The sequence below is a fragment of the Nocardia sp. NPDC057227 genome (assembly GCF_042669725.1).
GTDB classification, from domain to species: domain Bacteria; phylum Actinomycetota; class Actinomycetes; order Mycobacteriales; family Mycobacteriaceae; genus Nocardia; species Nocardia asteroides_A.
Genome location: NZ_JBHUXA010000013.1, coordinates 198953 through 221689 on the forward strand (window position 1 = coordinate 198953; position 22737 = coordinate 221689).

A 22737-nucleotide genomic window follows, 5' to 3' on the forward strand; every position below is an offset into this window, starting at 1 on the left:
GTGGATCTGACCGAGCTGCTCGACATTCCGGGCACCGACGCCGACGCGCTCTACGAGTCGTTCGGCGCCTGGGCCGCCGAGCGCGGGACGGAGCTCTACCCGGCGCAGGACGAGGCGCTGCTGGAGCTGGCCTCCGGCTCGAACGTCATCCTGGCCACCCCAACCGGGTCGGGCAAGTCGCTGGTCGCGGTTGGCGCGCACCTGTTCGCGCTCACCCGCGGGGTGCGCAGCTACTACACCGCACCGATCAAGGCGCTGGTGAGCGAGAAGTTCTTCGCGCTCTGCGAGCTGTTCGGCGCGGAGCGGGTCGGCATGGTCACCGGCGACGCCGCCGTGAACGCCGACGCCCCGATCATCTGCGCCACCGCCGAGATCCTGGCCAATCTGGCGCTGCGCGAGGGTTCCGCGGCCGAGGTCGGCCAGATCGTGATGGACGAGTTCCACTTCTACGCCGACCCCGATCGCGGCTGGGCCTGGCAGGTGCCGCTGCTGGAGCTGCCGGGCGCGCAGTTCCTGCTGATGTCGGCCACGCTCGGCGAGGTCGACTTCTTCGCCGACGACCTGCGCCGCCGCACCGGGAACACCACCGCAGTGGTGAGCGGCACGGAACGCCCGGTGCCGCTGACCTTCTCCTACGCCCGCACGCCGATCACCGAGACGCTGGAGGAGCTGGTCACCACGCACCAGGCCCCGGTCTACGTCGTGCACTTCACCCAGGCCGCCGCGCTGGAGCGGGCACAGGCGCTGACCAGCGTCAACTTCGCCACCCGTGCGGAGAAGGACGCGATCGCCGCCGCCATCGGCCACTTCCGCTTCGCGGCGGGCTTCGGCCGCACCCTCTCCCGGCTGATCCGGCACGGCATCGGCGTGCACCACGCGGGCATGCTGCCCAAGTACCGCAGGCTCGTGGAGCGGCTGGCCCAGGACGGGCTGCTCAAGGTGGTCTGCGGCACCGACACGCTCGGCGTCGGGATCAATGTGCCGATCCGCACCGTGCTGCTCACCGGGCTGACCAAATACGACGGCACCCGGACCCGCCGGCTCAAGGCCAGGGAGTTCCACCAGATCTCCGGCCGGGCCGGGCGCGCGGGCTTCGACACCATGGGCACCGTCGTGGTGCAGGCCCCCGACCACGAGGTGGAGAACACCCGGCTGCTGGCCAAGGCGGGCGACGACCCCAAGAAGCAGCGCAAGGTGCAGCGGCGCAAGCCGCCGGAGGGCTTCGTCTCCTGGAGCGAGGAGACCTTCCTGCGCCTGGTCGACGCGCAGCCCGAGCCCATGGTCTCCCGCTTCCGGGTGACGAACTCGCTGCTGCTCAACGTGATCGCGCGGCCGGGCAACTGCTTCGCCGCCATGCGGCACCTGCTGGAGGAGAACCACGAACCGCGCCCGGCGCAGCGCAGGCACATCCTGCGCGCGATCCGGCTCTACCGCGCGCTGCGCGACGCCGGGGTGGTGCAGCAGCTGGACGAGCCGGACCGGTACGGCCGGATGGCGAGGCTCACCGTCGATCTGCAGCGCGATTTCGCGCTCGACCAGCCGCTCTCGCCCTTCGCGCTGGCCGCGCTCGAGCTGCTGGACCGCGCGGCCCCGAGCTACACCCTCGACGTGGTCTCGCTGATCGAGTCGACGCTGGAGGACCCCAGGCAGCTGCTGATGGCGCAGCAGCACAAGGCCAGGGGTGCGGCGGTGGCCGAGATGAAGGCCGACGGCATCGAGTACGAGGAGCGGATGGAGCTGCTCGAGGAGGTCACCTGGCCCAAGCCGCTGGCCGAGCTGATCGAGCCCGCCTTCGAGACCTACCGCGCCGGGCACCCGTGGGTCTCCGAGTTCGCGCCCGCGCCGAAGTCCGTCGTCCGGGACATGATCGAGCGCGCCATGACCTTCGCCGAGCTGATCGCGTACTACGAGCTGGCCCGCTCCGAGGGCGTCGTGCTGCGCTACCTCGCCGACGCCTACCGCGCGCTGCGCCGCACGGTGCCGGAGGCGGCGCGCACCGAGGAGCTCGACGACCTCACCGAGTGGCTCGGCGAGCTGGTGCGGCAGGTGGATTCGAGCCTGCTGGACGAGTGGGAGCAGCTCACCGCGCCGGGCGCCGAGGCCGATCAGCAGCAGCTCGCCTACGGCGCGGAGTCGGTGCGGCCGATCACGGCCAACGAGCGCGCCTTCCGGGTGCTGATCCGCAACGCGCTGTTCCGCCGGGTGGAGCTGGCCGCGCTGCGGCGCTGGGCCGCGCTCGCCGAGCTCGACACCGAGCCGGACTGGGAGACCGAGCTGGCGCCGTACTTCGCCGAGTACGGCGAGATCGGCACCGGGCCGGATGCCCGCGGCCCGCAGCTCTTCCGGGTCGAGCAGCGCCCCGAGTTCTGGCACGTCCGGCAGACCCTGGCCGACCCGGCCGGTGACCACGGCTGGGCGATCGAGGCGGTCGTCGACCTCGCCGAGTCCGATGCCGCGGGCGAGGTGGTCTTCGACGAGGTCACGGTGGCCGCCGGGTGATCGACGGCTCGACCTCGCCGTACCTGGTCCTCTATCCCGGCCGGGTCACGGCGGCCTACCGCGCGCTGGGCGCGGCCCTGCCGGGGGCGCGGATTCGCTACGCGGTCAAGGCCACCCCGGTACCCGAGGTGCTCCTGGCGCTGGCCGCCGCGGGCGCGGAGTTCGACGTCGCGAGCCCGGGCGAGATCGAGCTCTGCCTCGGACTCGGGATCGCGCCGGAGCTGCTCTGCTACGGCAACACGGTGAAGAAGGCGGCGCAGATCGCCGGGGCGCACGCGCGCGGGGTGCGCCGGTACGCCTTCGACACCGCCGAGGACCTGCGCCGGATCGCACTGCACGCACCGGGCGCCGAGGTGGAGTGCCGGTTCCTGCCCGCGACGCCGCCCTCCCGCACCCCGTTCGGCAGCAAGTTCGGCTGCGCCCCCGCCGAGGTGGCCCCGCTGCTGAGCACGGCCCGCGATCTGGGGCTGGTGCCCGCGGGGCCGTACTTCCACGTCGGTTCGCAGCAGACCGACCCCGCCGCCTGGCGGATCGGGCTGGAGCAGGCGGGCCGGATCGCCACCGAACTCGCCGCCGCTGGGATGCCGGTGCGCAGCGTGAACATCGGTGGCGGGCTGCCGATCCCGTACGCCGACCCGGCGCCCGGGCTCGCCGAACTCGGCGCGGTGATCACCGCGGCGGCGCGCGCGCACCTGCCGCCCGGCACCGCGCTGGTGGTGGAGCCGGGGCGGGCGCTGACCGGCGCGGCGGGCGAGCTGCACTGCGAGGTCGTCGCGGTGCGCATCGCCCCGGACGGGCGGCGCTGGGTGTACCTCGACGTAGGCCGCTACAGCGGGCTGGCCGAGACGGAGAACGAGTACATCGTGTACCGGATCGCCACCGAACGCGACGGCGATCCGGTCGCCGAGGCGGTGCTGGCCGGGCCGACCTGCGACGGCGACGATGTACTGTATCAACGCACGCGCGTCCTGCTCCCGGCCACACTGCGAGCGGGCGATCGCGTCCGAATCCTCGACGCCGGCGCCTATACGGCGAGCTATGCGTCGGTGTCCTTCAACGGTTTTCCGCCCTTGACGGTGCATGTCACGGGCGCTGAGCGAGAGTGGGTGCAGTCATGACGGCGGAGTTCACCGGCAGGCACGTGCTGGCCGAGTTCGGTGGAGTCGACCCGGCACTCTGCGACGATCCCGAACGCCTGGAGGCCGCGCTGCGCGCGGCGCTGGCCGAGGCGGGCGCGACCGTCTGCGACGTGCTGCGCCGCAAGTTCGAGCCGCAGGGCGCGACGGTGCTCGCGCTGCTCGCGGAGTCGCACGCCTCGCTGCACACCTACCCGGAGACCGGCGACATCTTCGTCGACGTCTTCACCTGCGGCAGCCTCGGCGCGGGCGCCGAACACGCCGTCGAGCTGCTGCGCAAGGCGCTCGACCCGGCGGAGGTGCGGATGTCGACGGTGCCGCGCGGGCGCGCCGGGCAGCGGATCGAGGAGCCGCTGGCCCCGGGGCTGACCCGGGTGTGGGACATCGCCGAGGTCGTCGTCGACACGCACACCCCCTACCAGCACATGGTGATCGCGCGGACCGAGCAGGGCATCACGCTGTTCTCCGACAACGACCGGCAGTCCACCGAGACCGCGCAGCTCACCTACCACGAGGCCATGATGGTCCCCGCCTTCGTGCTGGCCGAGAAGCTGGACACCGTGCTGATCATCGGCTCCGGCGAAGGCGTCGCCAGCGGGATGGCGGTGGCAGCCGGTGTCACGCGAGTCGACCATGTCGACATCGACCGGCTGGAGGTCGAGCTGTGCGCGCGGCACCTGTCCTACGGCTACACCCCGGACGAGCTGGACGCCGCGGTCCGCGGCGACGGCCCGGTCACCGTGCACTACGCCGACGGCTGGGACTTCCTGGCGCGGGCCGCCGCCGCAGGCACCCGCTACGACATCATCGTGATCGACCTCCCGGACGAGCGGCCGGAGGAGGCGCAGCACAACCGGCTCTACGAGGCCGAGTTCCTGGCCCGCTGCCGGGAGCGGCTCGCCCCCGGCGGGGTGCTCACCGCGCAGGCGGGCTGCGCGACGCTGTGGCGCAACGAGACCCTGAAGCGCTCCTGGCAGCGCTTCCACGAGCACTTCGGCACCGTCGTGCACTACGGCAGCGACGAGCACGAGTGGTCGTTCCTGTTCGGCCTGGTCGACCGGATCGGCGACCCGGTGCCAGGCATGATCGACCGGCTCGCCACGCTGCCGTACCGGGCAAGCACCGTCGACGCGCGGGCGCTGTGGCGGGGCACCATCGAGCCGCGCTCGCTGCGGGGCTGAACCGCTCAGCGCGGACGATACTCGCGGATCAGCGCGGCGAGCTGCTCGTAGTCGTCGCGGCGGCCGGTGGAGGAGCGGAAGACCAGCCCGATGGTCCGGCCGGGCGCGGGCGCGGTGAAGCGCGCGGTGTCCAGCGTGCCGCGCGCGGTCTCGGCGGCCACCGCGGACTCCGGGATGAGCGTCACGCCGAGGCCGCCCGCGACGCACTGCACCACCGTCGCGAGCGACGCCGCCCGGGTATCGCCGACCGAACCGGGGTGCGCCTCGACGGTGCGGCACAGCTCGAGGGTCTGGTCGCGCAGGCAGTGCCCCTCGTCGAGCAGCAGCAGCGGCAGCGCGTCGAGCGCGGCGGGCGGCAGGTCGGCGCGCCCGCCCAGCTCGTGCCCCGTCGGGGTGACCAGCACGAATTCCTCGAAGTAGAGCTCGATCTCGCGGACGCCGGGCGCCTCGGTGGGCAGCGCGAGCAGCGCGACGTCGAGCACGCCGGTGCGCAGCCCGTCCAGCAGCCGGGCGGTCTGGTCCTCGACCACCTGCGGCAGCAGCCCGGGCATGTGCTCGCGCAGCCGGGGCAGCAGCGCGGGCAGCAGGTAGGGGGCGACGGTGGGGATGATGCCGAGCCGCAGCGTGCCACCGAGCCCGTCGCCGGTGGCCGAGGCGAGGAAGCGATCGGCCGCATCCAGGGTCGCGCGGGCCTGCGGCAGCAGCCGCAACCCGGCCGCGGTCACCAGGACCCTGCGGGTGCTGCGCTCGATCAGCTGCAACCCGAGGCCGTGCTCCAAAGCGGCCAGTGCCTGCGACAACGTGGGTTGGCTCACACGTAGCCGGGCAGCGGCCGTGCCGAAGTGCCGGTACTCGGCGACCGCAACGAACGCACGCAGCTGTGACAGGGTGGGCTGATAAATCTGATCAGACACGCCTATCAGTGTAGTGCGACCGATCACCTTTACCTTTAACTGGCAGCGCGGCAAGATCGGCGGTGAGCTCTTTCCATTCCGAACAATTCCGAGGAGACCGAGCATGGCCCTGCTGACCATCGGCGACCAGTTCCCCGCGTACAACCTCACCGCCGTCATCGGCGGTGACCTGTCGAAGGTCGACGCTCAGCAGCCCGACGACTACTTCACCCGGGTGACCAGCGACGACCACGCGGGCAAGTGGCGGATCGTCTTCTTCTGGCCCAAGGACTTCACCTTCGTGTGCCCCACCGAGATCGCCGCCTTCGGCAAGCTGAACGAGGAGTTCGCCGACCGTGACGCGCAGGTGCTCGGCGCCTCGGTGGACAACGAGTTCGTGCACTTCCAGTGGCGGGCCCAGCACGAGGATCTCAAGACCCTCCCCTTCCCGATCCTGTCCGACCTGAAGCGCGAGCTGGCCACGGCGACCGGCGTGCTCAACGCCGACGGCGTCGCGGACCGCGCCACCTTCATCGTCGACCCGAACAACGAGGTCCAGTTCGTCTCGGTCACCGCGGGTTCGGTCGGCCGGAACGTGGACGAGGTGCTGCGCGTGCTGGACGCGCTGCAGTCCGACGAGCTGTGCGCCTGCAACTGGAAGAAGGGCGATCCGACGATCGACGCGGGCGAGCTGCTCTCCGCCAGCGTCTGACCGCCCCGCCCCCGCCCTTCCCCGAACCACGAAAGAGGAGCTCCCGCATGAGCATTGAGAACCTGAAGAGCGCCCTGCCCGAGTACGCCAAGGACCTCAAGCTCAACCTGTCGTCCATCACCCGCAGCACCGTGCTCTCCGAGCAGCAGCTGTGGGGCACCCTGCTGGCGGCGGCGGCCGCGACCCGGTCCGCCACCACCCTGCGCGAGATCGCCGAGGAGGCCGCCGACACGCTGTCGGCCGAGGCCTACAACGCCGCGCTGGGCGCCGCCTCGATCATGGGGATGAACAACGTCTTCTACCGCGGCAAGGCGTTCCTCGGCGGCAAGTACGACGACCTGCGGGCCGGGCTGCGCATGCAGATCATCGGCAACCCCGGGGTCGCGAAGGCCGATTTCGAGCTGTGGTCGTTCGCGGTCTCCTCGATCAACGGCTGCCAGCACTGCCTGGAGGCGCACGAGCACACCCTGCGCGAGGAGGGCGTCTCCCGCGAGGTGATCTTCGAATCGCTGCGCGCGGCCGCCATCGTCGCCGGTGTCGGCCAGGCCGTGCAGTCGACCGAGGCGCTCGCCACCGCGGCGGTCTGACCCGCGTCCGAACGGGCTTCGTCCACGCCGTGGACGGGGCCTGTTCGCGGGTAGGCTGGCCCGGCATGGGCATTCGAGTGGAAGTGGTCCGCGTGTTCACCGACCCGAGCGGCCGGTTCGGCAACCGGCTCGGAATCGCCCGCGCGGCCGACGTCGCCGAGCCGGAGCGGCAGGAGCTGGCCCGGCGCGCCGGGTACAGCGAGACGGTGGTGGTCGCCGAACCGGTCGACGGCATCGCCCCGCTGCGGATCTACACCCCGGCCGTCGAGCTGCCCTTCGCCGGGCACCCCTCGGTCGGCACCGCCTGGTGGTTCCTGCGCCGCGGCATCCCGGTGACGGCGCTGCGGGTGCCCGCCGGGCTCGTCGCGGTGGCGAGCGCCGACGGCCGCACCTGGATCACCGCCAAGGCCGACTGGACCCCGGATTTCGTGTTCCACCGCTACCCGACGGCCGCCGAGGTGACCGCGCTCGACCCCGCGGACTTCCCCGGCGGCCCGCACTACGTGTGGGCGTGGAGCGACGAGCATCGCGGCAGCATCCGCAGCCGGATGTTCGGCCCGACCATGGGGATCACCGAGGACGAGGCGACCGGCGCCGCGGCGGTGGCGATCACCGCGCAGCTGCGCCGCGGGCTGCACATCACCCAGGGCGCGGGGTCGCACCTGTTCACCCGGTGGGATTCGGACGGCTGGGTCCGGCTCGGCGGGCGGGTCGCCGACGACTCCGTCGCCGAGTTCTGATCAGCTCCGCGACCGCGGGTGCCGCAGCTCGCCGATCCCCGCCACCGCGGCCGCGAGCAGCACGAACACCACGGCGAGCAGGACAAGGCCGAGGGTCAGCGAGACGTACCCCTGCTGCCTCGGGTCCAGGAACGGGTACGGATACCAGTCCACCGCGGGGCCGCGCAGCAGCGTGTACACCGCGTACGCCGCCGGGTACACCAGCCAGGCGCCGATCAGGCCGGGGGTGATCCCGAGCCGGCGCGGCACCAGGATCCAGTCGGCAAGCAGCACCAGCGGCAGGATGCGGTGCAGCACGTCGTTGATCCAGCGATCGGTGAGCATGACGTCGATGTTCGCCAGCAGCACCGCGTACACGACGCCGGTGATCACCAGGTAGAGCGTGGCGGCGCCGCGCAGCAGCTGCCAGCGCCTGCCGTCCGGGTCGAGCGCGCCGCCGACCAGCAGCACCAGCACGCCGATCACGTTCGACTGGATGGTGAAGTAGCTGAAGTAGTTGCCGATCGAGAACTCCGGCACATCCAGGTTGCGCAGCGGGACCCAGAGCAGCGCAAGCACCCCGAGCGCGCCGAGAGCGAGCCGTGCCGCACGGATCCACCCGGCCGTCCCCGCAGCTGTCATCCGCCGATGATCGCACGCGGCCGGACCGGGCGACGCCGTTCGGCGAATCCCCGGCTAACTCGGGCGCGCTGTGCCGCTGATCACCGGAGGGAAACGCAGGCGCGGGAACAGCACCGTCTTCGCTAGGCTGGTGGACGCAATGAGCAGGACAACCGCCACCGGACGCCGCGAGCTCCGCACCCGCCTGGCGAACCTCTCGCTTCGCGACGAGTACCGGCTGCGCCGAAGGCTGGATCGGGCCGATGGCCCCGAGACGGCCGCGTTGGAAGCCGAGATCACCGCCGCCGAACAGCGGATCGAGGCGCGCCGCTCCGCCGTGCCCGCGATCAGGTACCCCGAGCAGCTGCCGGTCACCGCGCGGCGGGAGGACATCGCCGCCGCCATCGCCGCCAACCAGGTGGTGATCGTGGCGGGCGAGACCGGCTCCGGCAAGACCACCCAGATCCCGAAGATCTGCCTGGAACTCGGGCGCGGCATCCGCGGCACCATCGGGCACACCCAGCCGCGCAGGCTCGCCGCCCGCACCGTGGCCGAGCGGATCGCCGATGAGCTCGGCACCGAGCTGGGCGACGTCGTCGGCTACACCGTGCGCTTCACCGACCATGCCTCGGACCGCACCCTGGTCAAGCTCATGACCGACGGCATCCTGCTCGCCGAGATCCAGCGCGACCGGATGCTGCGGCGCTACGACACGATCATCATCGACGAGGCGCACGAACGCAGTCTCAATATCGACTTCCTGCTCGGCTACCTGGCCCAGCTGCTGCCGCGCAGGCCCGATCTCAAGATCGTGATCACCTCCGCGACCATCGACCCGGAGCTGTTCGCCAGGCACTTCGCCGCGCCGGACGGCACCCCGGCGCCGATCGTGGAGGTGTCCGGGCGGTCGTTCCCGGTGGAGATCAGGTACCGGCCGCTCTCCCTGGAGCTGCCGTCGGCGCGGGACGACGAGGACGACGAGGAATCCACCGTGGTGGATCGCGACCCGGTGGACGCCATCGGCGACGCGGTGCGCGAACTCTTCGCCGAGGGCGACGGCGACGTGCTGGTCTTCCTCTCCGGCGAGCGCGAGATCCGGGACACCGCCGACGCGCTGCGCGAGCTGAAGCTGCCGCGCACCGAGATCCTGCCGCTGTACGCCCGGCTCTCCGCCGCCGAGCAGCACCGGGTCTTCGCCCCGCACACCGGGCGGCGCGTCGTGCTCGCCACCAATGTGGCCGAGACCTCGCTGACCGTGCCCGGGATCCGGTACGTGATCGATCCGGGCACCGCGCGGATCTCCCGCTACTCCATGCGCACCAAGGTCCAGCGGCTGCCGATCGAGTCGGTGTCGCAGGCGTCGGCGCGGCAGCGCTCCGGGCGCTGCGGGCGCGTCGCCGACGGCATCGCCATCCGGCTCTACAGCGAGGACGACTTCGAGTCCAGGCCCGCCTTCACCGAGCCGGAGATCCTGCGCACCAACCTGGCCGCGGTCATCCTGCAGATGACCGCGCTCGGGCTCGGTGACATCGAGAGCTTCCCGTTCCTGCAGGCGCCGGAGTACCGCGCCATCCGCGACGGCATCGCGCTGCTCCAGGAGCTCGGCGCGCTCGGCGCCGCCGACGCGGAGACCGAGGCGGCGGTGCGCACCGAGGCGCGGCGGCTCGCGCTCACCGCCGTCGGGCGGGAGATGGCGCAGCTGCCGGTCGACCCGCGGATGGCGCGCATGCTGGTCGAGGCGCAGCGCACCGGGTGCCTGGCCGAGGTGCTGGTGATCGTGGCGGCGCTCTCCATCCAGGACGTGCGGGAACGTCCGGTGGAGCAGCAGCAGGCGGCGGACGCCAAACACGCGCGGTTCGTCGTCGACGGCTCCGACTTCCTCGCCTTCCTGAAGCTGTGGGACCACCTCGGGGAGCAGCGGAGGTCGCTCAGCGGCAATCAGTTCCGCCGCATGTGCCGCGAGGACTTCCTGCACTACCTGCGGATTCGGGAGTGGCAGGATCTGCACGGGCAGTTGCGCACGATCACCAGGCAGTTGGGGTGGGATGCCGCGGGCGAAGGCGCGGTGCCCGAGTCCCGGCGGCGCGGGGCCGGTGCCGACGGTCCCGGCATCCAGCGCGCGGACGACCGCCGACCGGCGCGCGAAGGCTCGGCGCAGACTCGCAGCGCACGCGGCGCTGCCGGCGACCCGAGCAACGGCGTGGCACAGGTCGACAGTGCGCGTGCGGGGACGACACCGGTCGACAGCTCGCGCGCGGACGCGGCATCGGGTGGCAGCGCGCCGGGAGCCGCGGGCTCCAGAAATCCTCGCCGCCGTGGCGGCCGACCGGCGCGGACAGCGGAACCGGCACCGAACCCCGCCGCGCAGGACGGCGAGGCCACCTACGACGCCACCTCGATCCACCAGGCCCTGCTGGCGGGAATGCTCTCCCACCTCGGTCTCCGAGAGGCCGAGACCCGGGAATTCCTCGGCGCCAGGAACGCCAAGTTCATGATCTTCCCCGGCTCCGCGCTCGCCAAGAAACCCCCGCGCTGGGTGATGGCCGCCGAGCTCGTCGAGACCTCCCGTCTGTGGGGCCGGATGGCGGCGAAGGTGGAGCCGGAGTGGGCCGAACGCCTCGCGGGCGACCTGGTGAAGCGCACCTACTCCGAGCCGCACTGGTCGGCCAGGCGCGGCGCCGCGCAGGCGTACGAGCGGGTCACGCTGTACGGCTTGCCGCTGGTCCCCCGCCGCGCCGTCGATTTCGGCCGGATCGACCCCGAGGTCTCCCGCGAACTGCTCATCCGGCACGCGCTGGTGCAGGGCGAGTGGCAGACGAAGCACGAATTCTTCCACCGCAACCGCGCCCTGCTGGAGGACGTCGCCGACCTGGAGCACCGGGCCCGCCGCCGCGACATCCTGGTCGACGACGAGGTGCTGTTCCAGTTCTACGACGAGCGGCTGCCCGCCGACATCGTCTCGGTGCGGCACTTCGACACCTGGTGGCGCACGGCCCGCAGGACCGAGCCCGCGCTGCTCGACTTCGACACCGCCACCGTGGTCAACGAGGGCGTCGCCACGCTCGACCCCACCGACTTCCCGGACACCTGGCGGCAGGGCGAGCTCACCTTCCCGCTGACCTACCAGTTCGAGCCGGGCACCGAGGAGGACGGGCTGACCGTCCGGATCCCGGTGGAGCAGCTGGCGCACGTGCGCCCGGTCGGCTTCGACTGGCTGGTGCCCGGCATGCGCGCCGAGCTCGCCACCGCGCTGATCAAGACGCTGCCGAAGTCGCTGCGGCGCACCGTCGTTCCGGCGCCGGATTTCGCCGCCGCCGCGCTGGCCGCGCTCACCCCGCGGGCCGAACCGCTGGTCACCGGGTTGGCGCGGGAACTGTCCCGGCTCGGCTCGGTGACCATCGCACCGCGCGACCTGGACACCGCCGCGCTCCCGCCGCACCTGCGCGCCACTTTCGCCGCGCTGGACCGGGCGGGCCGGGTGCTGGACCGGGACAAGAGCCTGTCCGCGCTGAAATCGCGGCTGGCCGAGGATGTCTCGCGCTCGGTGGCGAAGGCCACCGCGGGCGCCGAGCGCGCACCGGCGGCGGTGTGGACCTCGGAGTCGCTCGGCACCCTCGCCCCGACGGTGCGGCGCGAGGTCGCGGGCCAGACCGTCACCGGCTACCCGGCGCTGGTGCCGGAGCCCGCCGGTGTCGCGGTGCGGGTGCTGAGTTCACCCGCCGAGCAGGCCGCCGCCATGCGCGCGGGCACCCGCGCCCTGCTGCTGGCGGCGCTGCCCGGCAGTACCAAGGCGGTCACCTCGGGGCTGGCCCCCGCGGACCGGCTGGCGCTGGGCCGCAACCCGTACGGATCGCTGGACGCCCTTGTCGAGGATTGTCGCGCGGCGGCCGCCGACGAGTTGCTCGCCGCCGAGGGCGGGCCGGTGCGGGACCCGAAGGAGTTCGAGGCCCTCGTCGCCCGGGTGCGGCCGCGCTTCACCGGCACCGTCGCCGCGATCGTGCGGTTGGTGGCACCGGTGCTGGCCGCCGCCACCGAGGTGGAGGCGGCGCTCGCCGACACCGCCGAACGCGACATCGCCGACGACGTCCGGCGGCAGCTCGACGACCTGGTCTATCCCGGCTTCGTCGCCGAGCACGGCAACCAGCGGCTCCGCGAACTCCCCCGCTACCTGCGCGCCGCCACCGCCCGGCTGCACACCCTCCCCGCCTCCGCCGTCCGCGACCGCCAGGGCATGGACCAGCTCGACCGGGTCCTCACCGCCTACGACCGCCTGCTGACCACCCTCCCCGAAGCCCGCCGCCGCACCCGCGCCGTCACCGACGTCTGGTGGATGATCGAGGAGCTCCGGGTCAGCCTCTTCGCCCAGAAACTCGGCACCCCCTACCCGATCTCCGCCAAGCGGATCGAGAAGGCGATCGCGAGCATCCGGGCCTGAGCGGCACGCAGGACCCGGCTCAGTCCTTCCACTTGTACTTGCAGTCCTGGCACTCGTAGAGCTGCCGCCCCTGGTGGTCCTTGTCACCGATGTCCATGCCGGTCTTCTTCGAACACTGCGGGCACTTCTCGGCCATAGCCGACTCCTCACGCTGGTGCTGGATCGAACTCGATCAGCGTAGAAATCCGGGCGAGTGTGCGCAGTCGGCCGTTCCGCCGACAACCGTTCGGGCAACGCGGCCGAGGTCTCGGCCGACGGATACCCGCCGACTGCTCCGAAGCCGTCAGTCGGCGGCGAGGGCGCGGGCCTCGCGCATCTGGGTGATCTCGCGTTCGAAATCCGCTGCGGAGGTGAAGGAGCGGTAGACGGAGGCGAAGCGGAGGTAGGCGACCTCGTCGAGGTCGCGCAGCGGGCCGAGGATGGCGAGGCCGACCTCGTGGCTCGGCACCTCGGGAGATCCCTTGGCGCGCACCGCGTCCTCGACCTTCTGGGCGAGCAGGTTCAGGGCGTCGTCGTCGACTTCGCGGCCCTGGCAGGCGCGGCGGACGCCGCGGATGACCTTCTCGCGGCTGAACGGCTCGGTGACGCCGCTGCGCTTGACCACCGAGAGGATGGCGGTCTCGACCGTCGTGAAGCGCCTGCCGCACTGCGGGCAGGAGCGGCGGCGGCGGATGGCCGTGCCTTCCTCCGCCTCACGGGAGTCGACGACCCGGGAGTCGGGGTGCCTGCAGTACGGGCAATGCATCCGGGAGTCCTTCGTCCGAGCGGGTGCTCGCGGCCGGGCCGGGTGGGGAGCGCGCTGTCGCGACCCGGCGAGCACATGTGCCGGGCGCGTCCGCCGCGACACGGGGTGAACCGGCGCCACCCGGCGCGTTCACCGCTATCACAGGCAGGATACCCGGCCGGAGGCGGTGGCGGGTCGGCTCCACCCCTGCTCGGCGCCGGATACCGCACCGCTCATCCCCCGATCCGCCACTGGCCGGACAGGTCGGCGAGCAGTTCGGGCAGCCGGGCGACCAGCCTGCCGCGGGACAGCTTGGTCGGGAACGGCTCGGCCAGCACCCCGGCGGCGAGCGCCGGGTCGCGCTTCAGGTCGATGTGCCTGAGCACCAGGTCCTCGGTGATGTAGCGCCAGCGATCGTCCCGATCGGCCCAGTTGAAGCCGGGCAGCGGGGTGCGCAGCACCAGGTCGCCCGCCCGCACGGTGGCGGGGGCGAAGGTGCCGGGCGCCCGCACGCCGGGGACCGCGGGCTTGGCCGCGATGGTGCTGACGTAGGTGAGTACCCGGCCGATGCCGTCCCTGGCCGCGGCGGTGGCGTCCCACTGCTCCGGGACGATGACGTTCTGTTCGCGATCGGTCATCCGGTACAGCGCGTCGATGTGGCCGGCGGTGCCGCCCGCGGCGATCCCGGCCCAGGCGGCGCGCAGGTTGCGGTCGATCGCCCCCGCCGCCGCCAGCTCGTCGATGCCGGCCAGGCCGCGCGCCAGGTAGGCCTCGTGCTGCGGGACCAGGTCGATGAAGATGTGTTTCTGCATGGCCATCAGCCGGGTCTGGTACCAGCTGATGTCGGCGGCGGTGAGCCGCGGCCCGACGCCGGCGAGCAGCGTGATGTCCTCCGGGGTGCGCTCGACCAGCTCCGACGGGGTGCGCTGCAGCAGGTCGGCGACCGCGGTGCCGAGCGCGTGCAGGCCGGGCAGGTCGATGACCCGGCCCGCGTCGTCCATGTCGAAGTAGCCGGAGGCGAAGGAGCCGCCGGCGAGCCCGGCCAGCCCGGCCCACCAGAACTCCGGGTGCGCGCTGGCCAGCCGCAGGTAGTTCACGTAGACGAGGTTGAAGGTGTGCGCGTTGACCGCGGGGCCGCGCTGCGGATCCCAGCCGGCGAGGTCGATGCGCGCGTTGCCCGCGGCGACCACGAGCCAGTACTGCCGCAGCAGCGCGGTGTAGCGGCGGGCGGGCACCCCGGCCGCGCGGGCCTGGTCCAGCGCGGCGCCGAGCACCGCCGCGTCGGACGGCAGCCCCGGGTGGACGCCGCCCGCGCGCTCGCCGTCCGCGTCGACCACGGGCAGGTCGAGGTAGCCGGCGTACAGCGGTGCGGCGCGGACCGGGGCGAGCGTGCCGGGCAGCACGAGCAGACAGGCGAGCAGGACGGCACGGCAGAGGAGTCCGAGCGCGGGAAACTCGGTGCGGGAGCGCGTCATTGCGGATCCGCCTCTCGGTCGCGGCACAGGTGCGCGGGCGTGTGTGCCGCGACGATAGCAACCGGTTCCGGTCCGCGAGCAAGGTTCCGGCGAATCGCGCTATGCGAGCGGCACACTCCCCACCGGCACCGCGACCACCGCTGCGGCGCCGGACATCCCGGGCTCGGGGGCGGGGGCGGAGCGCCACTGCGCGAGCAGCAACATCGCGACCACGATCAGCGCGGTGACGAGCGCGGTGACGGCCAGCGTGGCCAGCCCGGCCCGTGCCTGTTCGACCCGGCGCAGCGGATGCGCGCCGCGGGGCCTGCGCGGCGGCGGCCGGTGGTCGGCGAGCGCGCCGCGGCGGGGCCGCCCGTCCGCGGGGCGGCGCTCGTCGATCCGGCGCGGGCGCCTGCGGACGGGGGCGCCGCGGCGCACGACCACGCCGCGGCGAGCCGCGGGCACCTGGCAACCCTCGGCTCGACCCGGCCCTGGCCGCTCGGGATCTCCCGTGCTCCTGTCGAATTCGAGCGCTGTGCTCATCGGACATTCCTCCGTGTACCGGCACCCGCCGGTCGAGTTGCTGACTGTGGCTCGTCAGGGCCGTCGGGGGGACGGCGATGTTGCGCTGCTGCAACTGCCGGAACCGGCTCCGGCGTGCGGTTTCCCCGCCGCCGAGCGAACCGGTTCGCTCACATGTTCGAAAGAACGTATGTTCGATTTCTACCATGCGGGGCGGGTGCGCGCCAGCCGCGACACGGACTCGCGTCGAACAGGTGTTTGATACTCGGCCCGCGGCAGTCTAGGTTTGGAGCAACACCCGGGCGCGAGGCCCGGAGACGGACGCCCCGGGCGGCATCCGGGCGGGGCGCGGACAGGAAGGCGGGTTGCGGTGGGCCACAGGGACGACGCGGGTGACGAGGGCGGTCCCGGTACCCGGACTCGCGGTACCGACACGATCGGTGCCGAGAGCAACGGGGTGGGAGCGGATCTCACCGCGCGTCAGCGCCGGGTGCTCGACGTCATCCGGTCGTCGGTGAGCGAGCGCGGGTATCCGCCCAGCATCCGGGAGATCGGCGACGCGGTGGGGCTCACCTCCACCTCGTCGGTGGCGCACCAGCTGCGGGCCCTGGAGCGCAAGGGCTACCTCCGGCGCGACCCGAACCGCCCGCGCGCGGTCGACGTGCGCGGGCTGGACGAGGCCGTGCGCGCGGTGACGAGCCTGCCAGCGAGCGGCGCGGTCGACGCCGACGAGGTGCCGGAGAGCGCCACCCCGACCCCGGCCTTCGTCCCGGTGCTCGGCCGGATCGCCGCCGGTGGCCCGATCCTGGCCGAGCAGGCGGTGGAGGACGTCTTCCCGCTGCCGAAGGAGCTGGTCGGCGAGGGCTCGCTGTTCCTGCTCAGGGTGGTCGGCCAGTCCATGGTCGACGCCGCGATCTGCGACGGCGACTGGGTCGTGGTGCGGCAGCAGAACGTCGCCGACAACGGCGACATCGTGGCCGCCATGCTGGACGGCGAGGCCACCGTGAAGACGTTCAAGCGCACCGGCACCGACGTCTGGCTGATGCCGCACAACGCGCACTTCGAGCCGATCGCGGGCAACGACGCGCAGATCCTCGGCAAGGTCGTCACCGTCATCCGCAAGATCTGACCCCGTGCCGGGGCCGGCCGAGCTCCCGGCGCCGCGCGACGCGGCGGCGCCGGACCGGCTCTGGTACGCGGCCTACGGCTCGAACATGCACGCCGACCGGATCCGCTGCTACCTCGCGGGCGGGGTCCCCGTCGGCTCCACGCACCGCTATCCGGGCTGCCGGGATCCGCGCGACCCCGAGCGGTCGGAGCCGGTGTGGCTGCCCGGCACGCTGTACTTTGCCACCGAATCGCTGGTCTGGACCGGCGGCCGGGCCTTCTACGACCCGGACGGCGACGGCACCGTCGCCGCCAGGGCGCATCTGGTGACCGTCGGGCAGTTCTCCGACCTCGTGGCGCAGGAGATGTACCGCCCGCCCGGCACCGACCTCGACCTGGCCGCGGTGCTCGCCGTCGGCCGGTACGCCATCGGCCCCGGACGCTACGAAACGCTGGTCCGCGCGGGCGACAGGGATGGGCTGCCGGTGCTCACCTGCACCGCACCCGCCCGCTACCGAACGCTGCCGGGCAACCCGCCGTCGGCGGCCTACCTGCGGCACCTCGGCGCCGGGCTCGCCGAGGCACACGGCTGGCCGCCGGAACGGGCAGCCCGCTACCTCGCGGCCGCGCCCGGCGCACGCGGGCACTGGACCGCCGACGCGGTGGAAGCGGTGCTGCGCGGGCATGATCCCGCGCCGCGGGGGTAGCACCGCCGGATGAACCGGACACGCCCCCGCGCCCTGGTCACCGGAGCATCGACGCCGTGCCCGCGCTGAACCGCGTCGTCGGGACGCGCCTGCTCTACTTCTTCATCCTCGGCGACGTGCTCGGCGCCGGGGTGTACGTGCTGATCGGCGAGATCGCGGGCCGCTCCGGCGGCGCGGTCTGGCTGCCGCTGCTCGTCGCGCTCGGGCTGGCCTGCCTGACCGCGGGCTCCTACGCCGAACTCGCCACCAAGTACCCGCGCGCGGGCGGCTCCGCGCACTACACCACGCTCGCCTTCGGCCCGGCCGCCGGCTCGCTGGTCGGGTTCTGCATGCTCGCCGCCGGGGTGGTCTCGGTCGCGGCGCTGGCCCGCGGCTTCGCCTCCGACTACCTCGCCGAACTGGTCACGCTGCCCACCGTCGCCGTGGTCGTGGTCTTTCTGCTGGTGCTGGCGGCGCTGAACATCCGCGGCGTGCGGGAGTCGCTCGGCGCCAATGTGGTCGCCACCCTGGTCGAGCTGGGCGGGCTGCTGCTGGTGATCGGGCTCGGCGCCTGGATCCTGCTGCGCGGCGACGCCGACCCGGGCAGGCTCACCGCCCTCGGCACCGCCGAACACGGTGCCGCCGGGGCGATCCTGGCCGGAGCGGTGCTGGCCTACTACTCCTTCGTCGGCTTCGAGACCTCGGTGAACCTGGCCGAGGAGGTCGCCGATCCGCGCCGCAGCTACCCGCGGGCGCTCTTCGGCGCGCTGCTCACCGCGGGCGTGGTCTACGTGCTGCTCGGGCTGCTCACCTCGGCGGCGGTGCCGACCGACGTGCTGGCCGGGTCGTCGGGGCCGCTGCTGGAGGTGGTGCGGATCGCGGGCGGCGTACCGGAGCGGCTGTTCGCGGTGATCGCGCTGGTCGCGGTGGCGAACGGCGCGCTGCTCACCGGGATCATGGGGTCCCGGCTGGCCTACGGCATGGCGCGGGACGGGCTGCTGCCCGCCGCGCTGGCCCGGGTGCTGCCGCGGCGCCGAACCCCGTGGATGGCGGTGCTGGTCACCACCGCCGCATCGGTGGCGCTCGCGCTCACCGGCGAGATCGACGCGCTCGCCGAGACCCTGGTGCTGCTCCTGCTCGTGGTCTTCACCGGGGTGAATGCCGCTGCCATCGCGCTGCGCAGGGACGCGGGCACCGGCGACCACTTCCGGGTGCCGATCGCGGTGCCCGTCCTCGGAATCGCCTCCTGCCTGCTGCTCGCCACGCAGGTGGCGGCGGAGGTCTGGCTGCGCGGGCTGGTCCTGATCGGCATCGGGGTGCTGCTCGCCGCGGTCAACGAGGTGCGGCGGCGGCGCGGCGGCGAACTGGCCGACACCGCCGATCAGGCGTCGAAGAGCAGGTAGAGCCCGGCGAAGGTGAAGCCGACCATGACCAGCATGAGCGCCAGCTGACCGGTGGCCCGGTGTGCCTTCGGCAGCACCCGCAGGCTGCGGTCGTGCGCGGCGGCGACGCCGAGCACATGCCCGGTGACCACCGCGAGCACCTTGATCGTGCCGAGCACCGCCGGATGGTTCGAGAGCAGGTAGGCGACGTCGCGGTCGGCGAGGCCGAGCAGGTTCCAGCCCCGGTCGAAGGGGTCGGCGAAGAGGATCGCGGTCGCCTGGCCCTTCTCGACCAGGAAGGTCAGGTAGTGCGCCACGATGTAGCCGGCCACGATCGGGGTCAGGCTGTGGGCGAGCGTGCCCGGCAGCAGGCGGCGCTCCGCCCCGCTGACACCGCCGGTCGCGCGCGCGGCGCCCCAGAAGAGCACCGCCACGATCAGCACGAACCCGAGCAGCGCCGCGGTCTTCAGCAGGGTCGGCTGGCCGGCGTCGACGAGCTGCCTTCGCCAGACCGGGAACTGGGAGAAGCTGTCGAAGGCGGTGGAGCCGAGCAGCACCGCCGCGACCGCCACCGAGCCGGGGAGCACCGGGGTTCCCGCCAGGTTCGCGAGCGGCGCGCGCAGCACGAGTTCGCCGGTGCCCGCGCGCCTGCCGACCGGGCTGAGCCTGCCGATCAGCGCGCTGTACACCTCGAGCGGGTCGGCGCGCTCGGCCCACACGGTGCCGAAGACGACCAGCCCGGCCAGGGTGGTCAGCAGGTAGAGGCCGAGCCAGGTCGCCACCGCCCCGACCGCGCCCGGGTCCGGCGCGGCCAGCTCCAGCCAGACGAGGGAGAAGAGCCCGAGCACCGCGGGCCGGATCCCGAGCCGCTCCGGGTACGCCAGGAATCCGCGCTCCGGCGGCCGCCGCAGCAGCGCGCAGAGCGCCCGGTGCAGCGCCCGCGCCGGGGAGAGCACCTTCCACACCGGCCCGGCCAGCAGCGAGAGCACCGCGACCCCGACCCACAGGTACACGTAGAGCACGCCGGGCACGGGGTTGCGCGCCGGATCACCCGAGCCCCCCAGCGCGACCGCCGCGACGAGCGCCGTCGCCGCCACGCTCAGCACCGCGAGCACCGCGCGCGTCCACCGGGAATCGGCGGCCGCGCGCAGCGCCGCGGGCAGCGGGCGGCCGGGCGAGTCCGGGTCGAGCCGCGGCTCGCGCCAGGCGAAGAGCAGCAGCGCGAAGGAGAAGGTGAGGGCCCAGGCGGCGCCGATCAGGGCGTAGGTGAGCGGGATCGGCAGATCGGTCGCCCCGCCGAGGCCGTGGGCGAGCAGCGTCATCGGACCAGGATCGTCGCCACCGTGCGGCCGGCGTCGTGCAGCTCGATCTCCACCCGGCCGGGCACGCCGACGGTGAAGGAGAAGCGCTGCCCGGCGGCGGGTTCCACCTCGAAGGTGTGGTCGGGGTCGGCGTGCACGTGCAGCTCGTCACTGGTGTCGCTGTCCACCACCAGCTCGATGGGCTGGCCGACGGCGGCCTCGACCCTGGTGTCGTCGGGAGTCACGGCACCCCCGGCGAGCCGCACCGCGATGACTACCGCCTGCGGCCCGGCGACGACCGACGACGCGGGCGCCGAGCTCTGGTGGGCGGCACCGTGATCGGCGTGCTCGCCCTCGTCGGCGCTCGCGCAGCCCGCGGTGAGCAGCCCGGCCAGCAGCACGAGGCCGCAGCCCCGGCGCACGTTCCTCACGTGTCCTCCTCGGTCGGTTCGGTGTCGTCGTCGCCGGCCCTGCGGTCGCGGACCGCGATGAACACCACGACGCCGACGAGCGCGAAGGCGGGCAGGAAGGCCGGGATGGCCAGCAGGATCGAGTGATCCGCGAGCACGTCCACGCCGTCGTACCCGGCGATCATGCCGATGCCACCGGCTCCGCAGTCTCGCTGCGGGTGGTGTGCGGGTAGCGGTCGTTGATCCGGCCCGCACCCCAGGAGAGCGCCGCGACCAGGATCAGGCTGCACGCCAGCACCACCAGCGAGGCCGCGCCGAACAGCCAGGACGGGTAGTCGAAGCTGCGCTCCCGCTGCAACACCGTGATCTCCGGGACGAACGGCCTGGTGAAGGTGTTCAGTGCGGGCACCTCCTGGGCGTTGATGCCGGGGTCGGCGGGCATGAACACCGGCAGCGCGGTCTGGATGCGGCCGTCCTGCACCCGGAGCACCGTCTTCCAGCTGCCGGAGACCGGCACCGGCGCGGTGGAGACGTAGTGCCCGGCCTCGACCCGCTCCAGCCGGTCGACGACGAGGCCGCGGCCGGGGCTCTCGCTGCCGACGCCGCCCTGCCAGCCGAGGATCTCGATCCACTCGGGATCGTCGCCGACCAGGTCACTCGGGTTCAGCCGGACGTCGGCGAAGACCATGCGCTCGCCGTTCTGCGACGGCGCCTCGCTGAGCGTGACGATCGCGGTGGCGTTCTCCGGCACGGTGTGTGCGAGGCCGTTGGCCACGGCGGCGCCGACGATCAGCACGGCCGCCACCACCAGGGTGCGGCGCACCGCCGGTTTCGGCAGCGGCTCGCCGCGCAGCACGGTGCCGAGCATGCCGCCGATGACGCCGCCCGCGATACCGACCGGCACCGACATGGCCAGCAGCTCGGGCCAGATCGATGCGGGCCACGGATTCACGAACATGGCGCCGACCCACAGCGATTCGAGCCACAGCCCGACGGTGGCGGCGGCGAGGCCGCAGAGCGCGCCCCACAGCACCGGCCTGCGCACCAGCGGCAGCAGCGCCAGCGCCTCGACCACCAGCGCGATGCCGAGGTACAGCGGGAAGACATTGCGCGGGGCGTCGATGATCGGCCCGCCGACCAGCAACGCGACGACGGTGCGGACCACCACCGCGAAGCCGACCACGACGAGCGTGCTGAACCGGCCGAGGACCAGCCGCGCCGCGACCAGGCTGACGGTGGCGGCGGCGACGATCAGCATGGGCTGGAACACCATCCGGAACTGCTGCACGCCGAAGTCGAACTCCACCTGGAAGACCGAGAGCCCGATCAGCAGCCCGCCGAAGGCGAAGGAGCGGAGCAGCCACATCTGCCTGCTGTCCGCCTCGTCCGGGCGCGGGCGGTTGTGCCTGCCCTCGAACTCCAGCAGCAGCACGCCGATCAGGGAGAACCCGGCGCCGCCGATCAGCATCAGGTGGGTGGGGCCCCAGAGCGTCACATCCTGGCCGAAAATGCGATGCCAGACGTCGTCCAGCGGAAAGCCGATGAGCGCGTAGAGCCCCGCGCCGGCCAGCAGGATGCCGCCGATCGGCGCGTACCAGGTGCGGGTGATCCGCACCGCGGCCGGGCCCGGCTTCTCGTCCAGCGGCAGCACGATCGCGGCCATGCCCGCCATGAACAGGAAGAACAGCCCGACCAGGATGAAGTAGTGCGCGGGGTTGGCCAGCGGCCCTGCGTCCCTGCCCTTGCCGACGTGCAGGCTGACGTCCCAGATGAAGCCGAGCAGCGCGGTCAGGATGGTGGCGAGGAAGAGCGCCAGCGGCAGCGCCACCCAGCCGGGCTGGTTGAAGTAGGTGCCGAGGCGGTCGGCCACGGCCTGCAGCCAGGTGATCCGGCGGGTTCGGTGCAGGTAACCGATCCACAGCAGGACCAGGGCGAGCACGCCGGCGGCGCCGGTCATGATCAGAACCTGATCGAGCGCCGCACCCCCACCTTCCCCTCCGGTCTGGGCGAACACTGACAAATCGGGCGCGGCGCTCGGCACGGCAGACCTCCAGTCGTTGAGACCTGTACTAAGTGTGACGAAAAGTAGCACGAACCGGACCACACAGGTATGGCCCGGACGTGCGAGACATACCCACCGGAGTCCGGGTCATTCTCGCGTTCCGTGTCGGTGGTCACACCGGCCCGGGCGACCCTTCAGCGCGCGGACGCCTGCGCCGATGCGGGCACAGCGTGGCGGGCGAAGAGCCCGGTCCAGAGCGCGATCCCGACGAGGGTCGTGCCCGCGCCGAGCGCGCAGATCAGCAACCAGCCGCCCACCTGGTAGGCGAAGCCGGCGACCACCGAGCCGACCACCCCGCCGGCGAAG

19 protein-coding genes are annotated in these 22737 nt (G+C 72.9%); 10 read left to right on the top strand and 9 right to left on the bottom strand.

The features are described 5' to 3' along the window. Positions 1-24 precede the first annotated feature (24 nt). From ACFUJ1_RS19990 to speD, 3 genes are read left to right on the top strand one after another with little or no spacing between them, the layout of a single operon-like run. Complete coding sequence (locus ACFUJ1_RS19990; protein ID WP_378647645.1) at positions 25-2499, top strand: DEAD/DEAH box helicase; 2475 nt, start codon at positions 25-27, stop codon at positions 2497-2499. After that, the gene (locus ACFUJ1_RS19995; protein WP_378647605.1) at positions 2496-3617 is read left to right on the top strand and encodes a type III PLP-dependent enzyme; all 1122 of its coding nucleotides are present in this window, start codon (positions 2496-2498) and stop codon (positions 3615-3617) included. Before ACFUJ1_RS19990 ends, ACFUJ1_RS19995 begins: the two co-directional genes overlap by 4 nt. Beyond that, entirely contained in the window at positions 3614-4816 is a 1203-nt protein-coding gene (gene speD, locus ACFUJ1_RS20000) for an adenosylmethionine decarboxylase (RefSeq protein ID WP_378647606.1), read from the top strand. The genes ACFUJ1_RS19995 and speD overlap by 4 nt, the downstream gene beginning before the upstream one ends. 5 nt (positions 4817-4821) lie before the next feature. Here speD and ACFUJ1_RS20005 read toward each other — a convergent pair whose 3' ends face one another. Further along, positions 4822-5730 carry a LysR substrate-binding domain-containing protein gene (locus ACFUJ1_RS20005; protein ID WP_378647607.1) on the bottom strand — a complete coding sequence of 303 codons (909 nt, stop codon included), beginning with the start codon at positions 5728-5730 and terminating at the stop codon, positions 4822-4824. Between the two features lie 103 nt (positions 5731-5833). Here ACFUJ1_RS20005 and ACFUJ1_RS20010 point away from each other — a divergent pair, with 103 nt between their 5' ends. The 3 genes from ACFUJ1_RS20010 to ACFUJ1_RS20020 all read left to right on the top strand — a co-directional run bounded on the left by ACFUJ1_RS20010 (position 5834) and on the right by ACFUJ1_RS20020 (position 7748). Further along, positions 5834-6421, top strand: a complete 588-nt coding sequence (locus ACFUJ1_RS20010) for a peroxiredoxin (RefSeq protein WP_233019525.1) — start codon at positions 5834-5836, stop codon at positions 6419-6421. A 47-nt stretch (positions 6422-6468) separates the two neighbouring features. Continuing rightward, a complete protein-coding gene (locus tag ACFUJ1_RS20015) occupies positions 6469-7008 on the top strand; it encodes a carboxymuconolactone decarboxylase family protein (RefSeq protein ID WP_378647608.1) in 540 nt (179 codons plus the stop codon). A gap of 65 nt (positions 7009-7073) precedes the next feature. Further along, positions 7074-7748 carry a PhzF family phenazine biosynthesis protein gene (locus ACFUJ1_RS20020; protein WP_378647609.1) on the top strand — a complete coding sequence of 225 codons (675 nt, stop codon included), beginning with the start codon at positions 7074-7076 and terminating at the stop codon, positions 7746-7748. Here the strand turns inward: ACFUJ1_RS20020 and ACFUJ1_RS20025 are convergent, their stop codons facing one another. Next, positions 7749-8369 (bottom strand): Pr6Pr family membrane protein, encoded by a 621-nt coding sequence (locus tag ACFUJ1_RS20025; protein WP_378647610.1) that lies wholly within the window; start codon positions 8367-8369, stop codon positions 7749-7751. 139 nt (positions 8370-8508) lie between these two features. On the opposite strand from ACFUJ1_RS20025, the gene hrpA reads away from it, so the two are divergent. Beyond that, complete coding sequence (gene hrpA / locus ACFUJ1_RS20030) at positions 8509-12783, top strand: ATP-dependent RNA helicase HrpA (protein WP_378647611.1); 4275 nt, start codon at positions 8509-8511, stop codon at positions 12781-12783. 283 nt (positions 12784-13066) lie between these two features. Here the strand turns inward: hrpA and nrdR are convergent, their stop codons facing one another. From nrdR to ACFUJ1_RS20045, 3 genes are all read right to left on the bottom strand, one after another. Then, positions 13067-13528 (bottom strand): transcriptional regulator NrdR, encoded by a 462-nt coding sequence (nrdR, locus tag ACFUJ1_RS20035; protein WP_378647612.1) that lies wholly within the window; start codon positions 13526-13528, stop codon positions 13067-13069. Between the two features lie 212 nt (positions 13529-13740). Continuing rightward, positions 13741-14982 carry a hypothetical protein gene (locus ACFUJ1_RS20040; RefSeq protein WP_378647613.1) on the bottom strand — a complete coding sequence of 414 codons (1242 nt, stop codon included), beginning with the start codon at positions 14980-14982 and terminating at the stop codon, positions 13741-13743. Between the two features lie 99 nt (positions 14983-15081). Further along, complete coding sequence (locus ACFUJ1_RS20045; protein ID WP_378647615.1) at positions 15082-15504, bottom strand: hypothetical protein; 423 nt, start codon at positions 15502-15504, stop codon at positions 15082-15084. A 349-nt stretch (positions 15505-15853) separates the two neighbouring features. Between ACFUJ1_RS20045 and lexA the strand changes: the two genes are divergently transcribed. Genes lexA through ACFUJ1_RS20060 form a run of 3 tightly spaced genes read left to right on the top strand, consistent with a single transcriptional unit; the run spans position 15854 to position 18679 of the window. Beyond that, positions 15854-16612 (top strand): transcriptional repressor LexA, encoded by a 759-nt coding sequence (gene lexA, locus ACFUJ1_RS20050; protein WP_378647617.1) that lies wholly within the window; start codon positions 15854-15856, stop codon positions 16610-16612. A gap of 4 nt (positions 16613-16616) precedes the next feature. Beyond that, a complete protein-coding gene (locus tag ACFUJ1_RS20055; RefSeq protein ID WP_378647619.1) occupies positions 16617-17297 on the top strand; it encodes a histone deacetylase in 681 nt (226 codons plus the stop codon). Between the two features lie 56 nt (positions 17298-17353). Beyond that, positions 17354-18679 carry an APC family permease gene (locus tag ACFUJ1_RS20060; RefSeq protein ID WP_378647621.1) on the top strand — a complete coding sequence of 442 codons (1326 nt, stop codon included), beginning with the start codon at positions 17354-17356 and terminating at the stop codon, positions 18677-18679. Here the strand turns inward: ACFUJ1_RS20060 and ACFUJ1_RS20065 are convergent. The 4 genes from ACFUJ1_RS20065 to ACFUJ1_RS20080 are packed head-to-tail and all read right to left on the bottom strand — an operon-like array spanning position 18658 to position 22326. Then, a complete protein-coding gene (locus ACFUJ1_RS20065) occupies positions 18658-19980 on the bottom strand; it encodes a hypothetical protein (protein ID WP_378647623.1) in 1323 nt (440 codons plus the stop codon). The genes ACFUJ1_RS20060 and ACFUJ1_RS20065 overlap by 22 nt on opposite strands. Further along, positions 19977-20390 carry a hypothetical protein gene (locus ACFUJ1_RS20070; RefSeq protein WP_378647625.1) on the bottom strand — a complete coding sequence of 138 codons (414 nt, stop codon included), beginning with the start codon at positions 20388-20390 and terminating at the stop codon, positions 19977-19979. The genes ACFUJ1_RS20065 and ACFUJ1_RS20070 overlap by 4 nt, the downstream gene beginning before the upstream one ends. Continuing rightward, positions 20387-20554, bottom strand: coding sequence for a hypothetical protein (locus ACFUJ1_RS20075; RefSeq protein ID WP_378647627.1), 168 nt, complete (start codon positions 20552-20554; stop codon positions 20387-20389). The genes ACFUJ1_RS20070 and ACFUJ1_RS20075 overlap by 4 nt, the downstream gene beginning before the upstream one ends. After that, positions 20551-22326, bottom strand: coding sequence for a hypothetical protein (locus tag ACFUJ1_RS20080; RefSeq protein WP_378647629.1), 1776 nt, complete (start codon positions 22324-22326; stop codon positions 20551-20553). Before ACFUJ1_RS20080 ends, ACFUJ1_RS20075 begins: the two co-directional genes overlap by 4 nt. Positions 22327-22737: the final 411 nt, after the last annotated feature.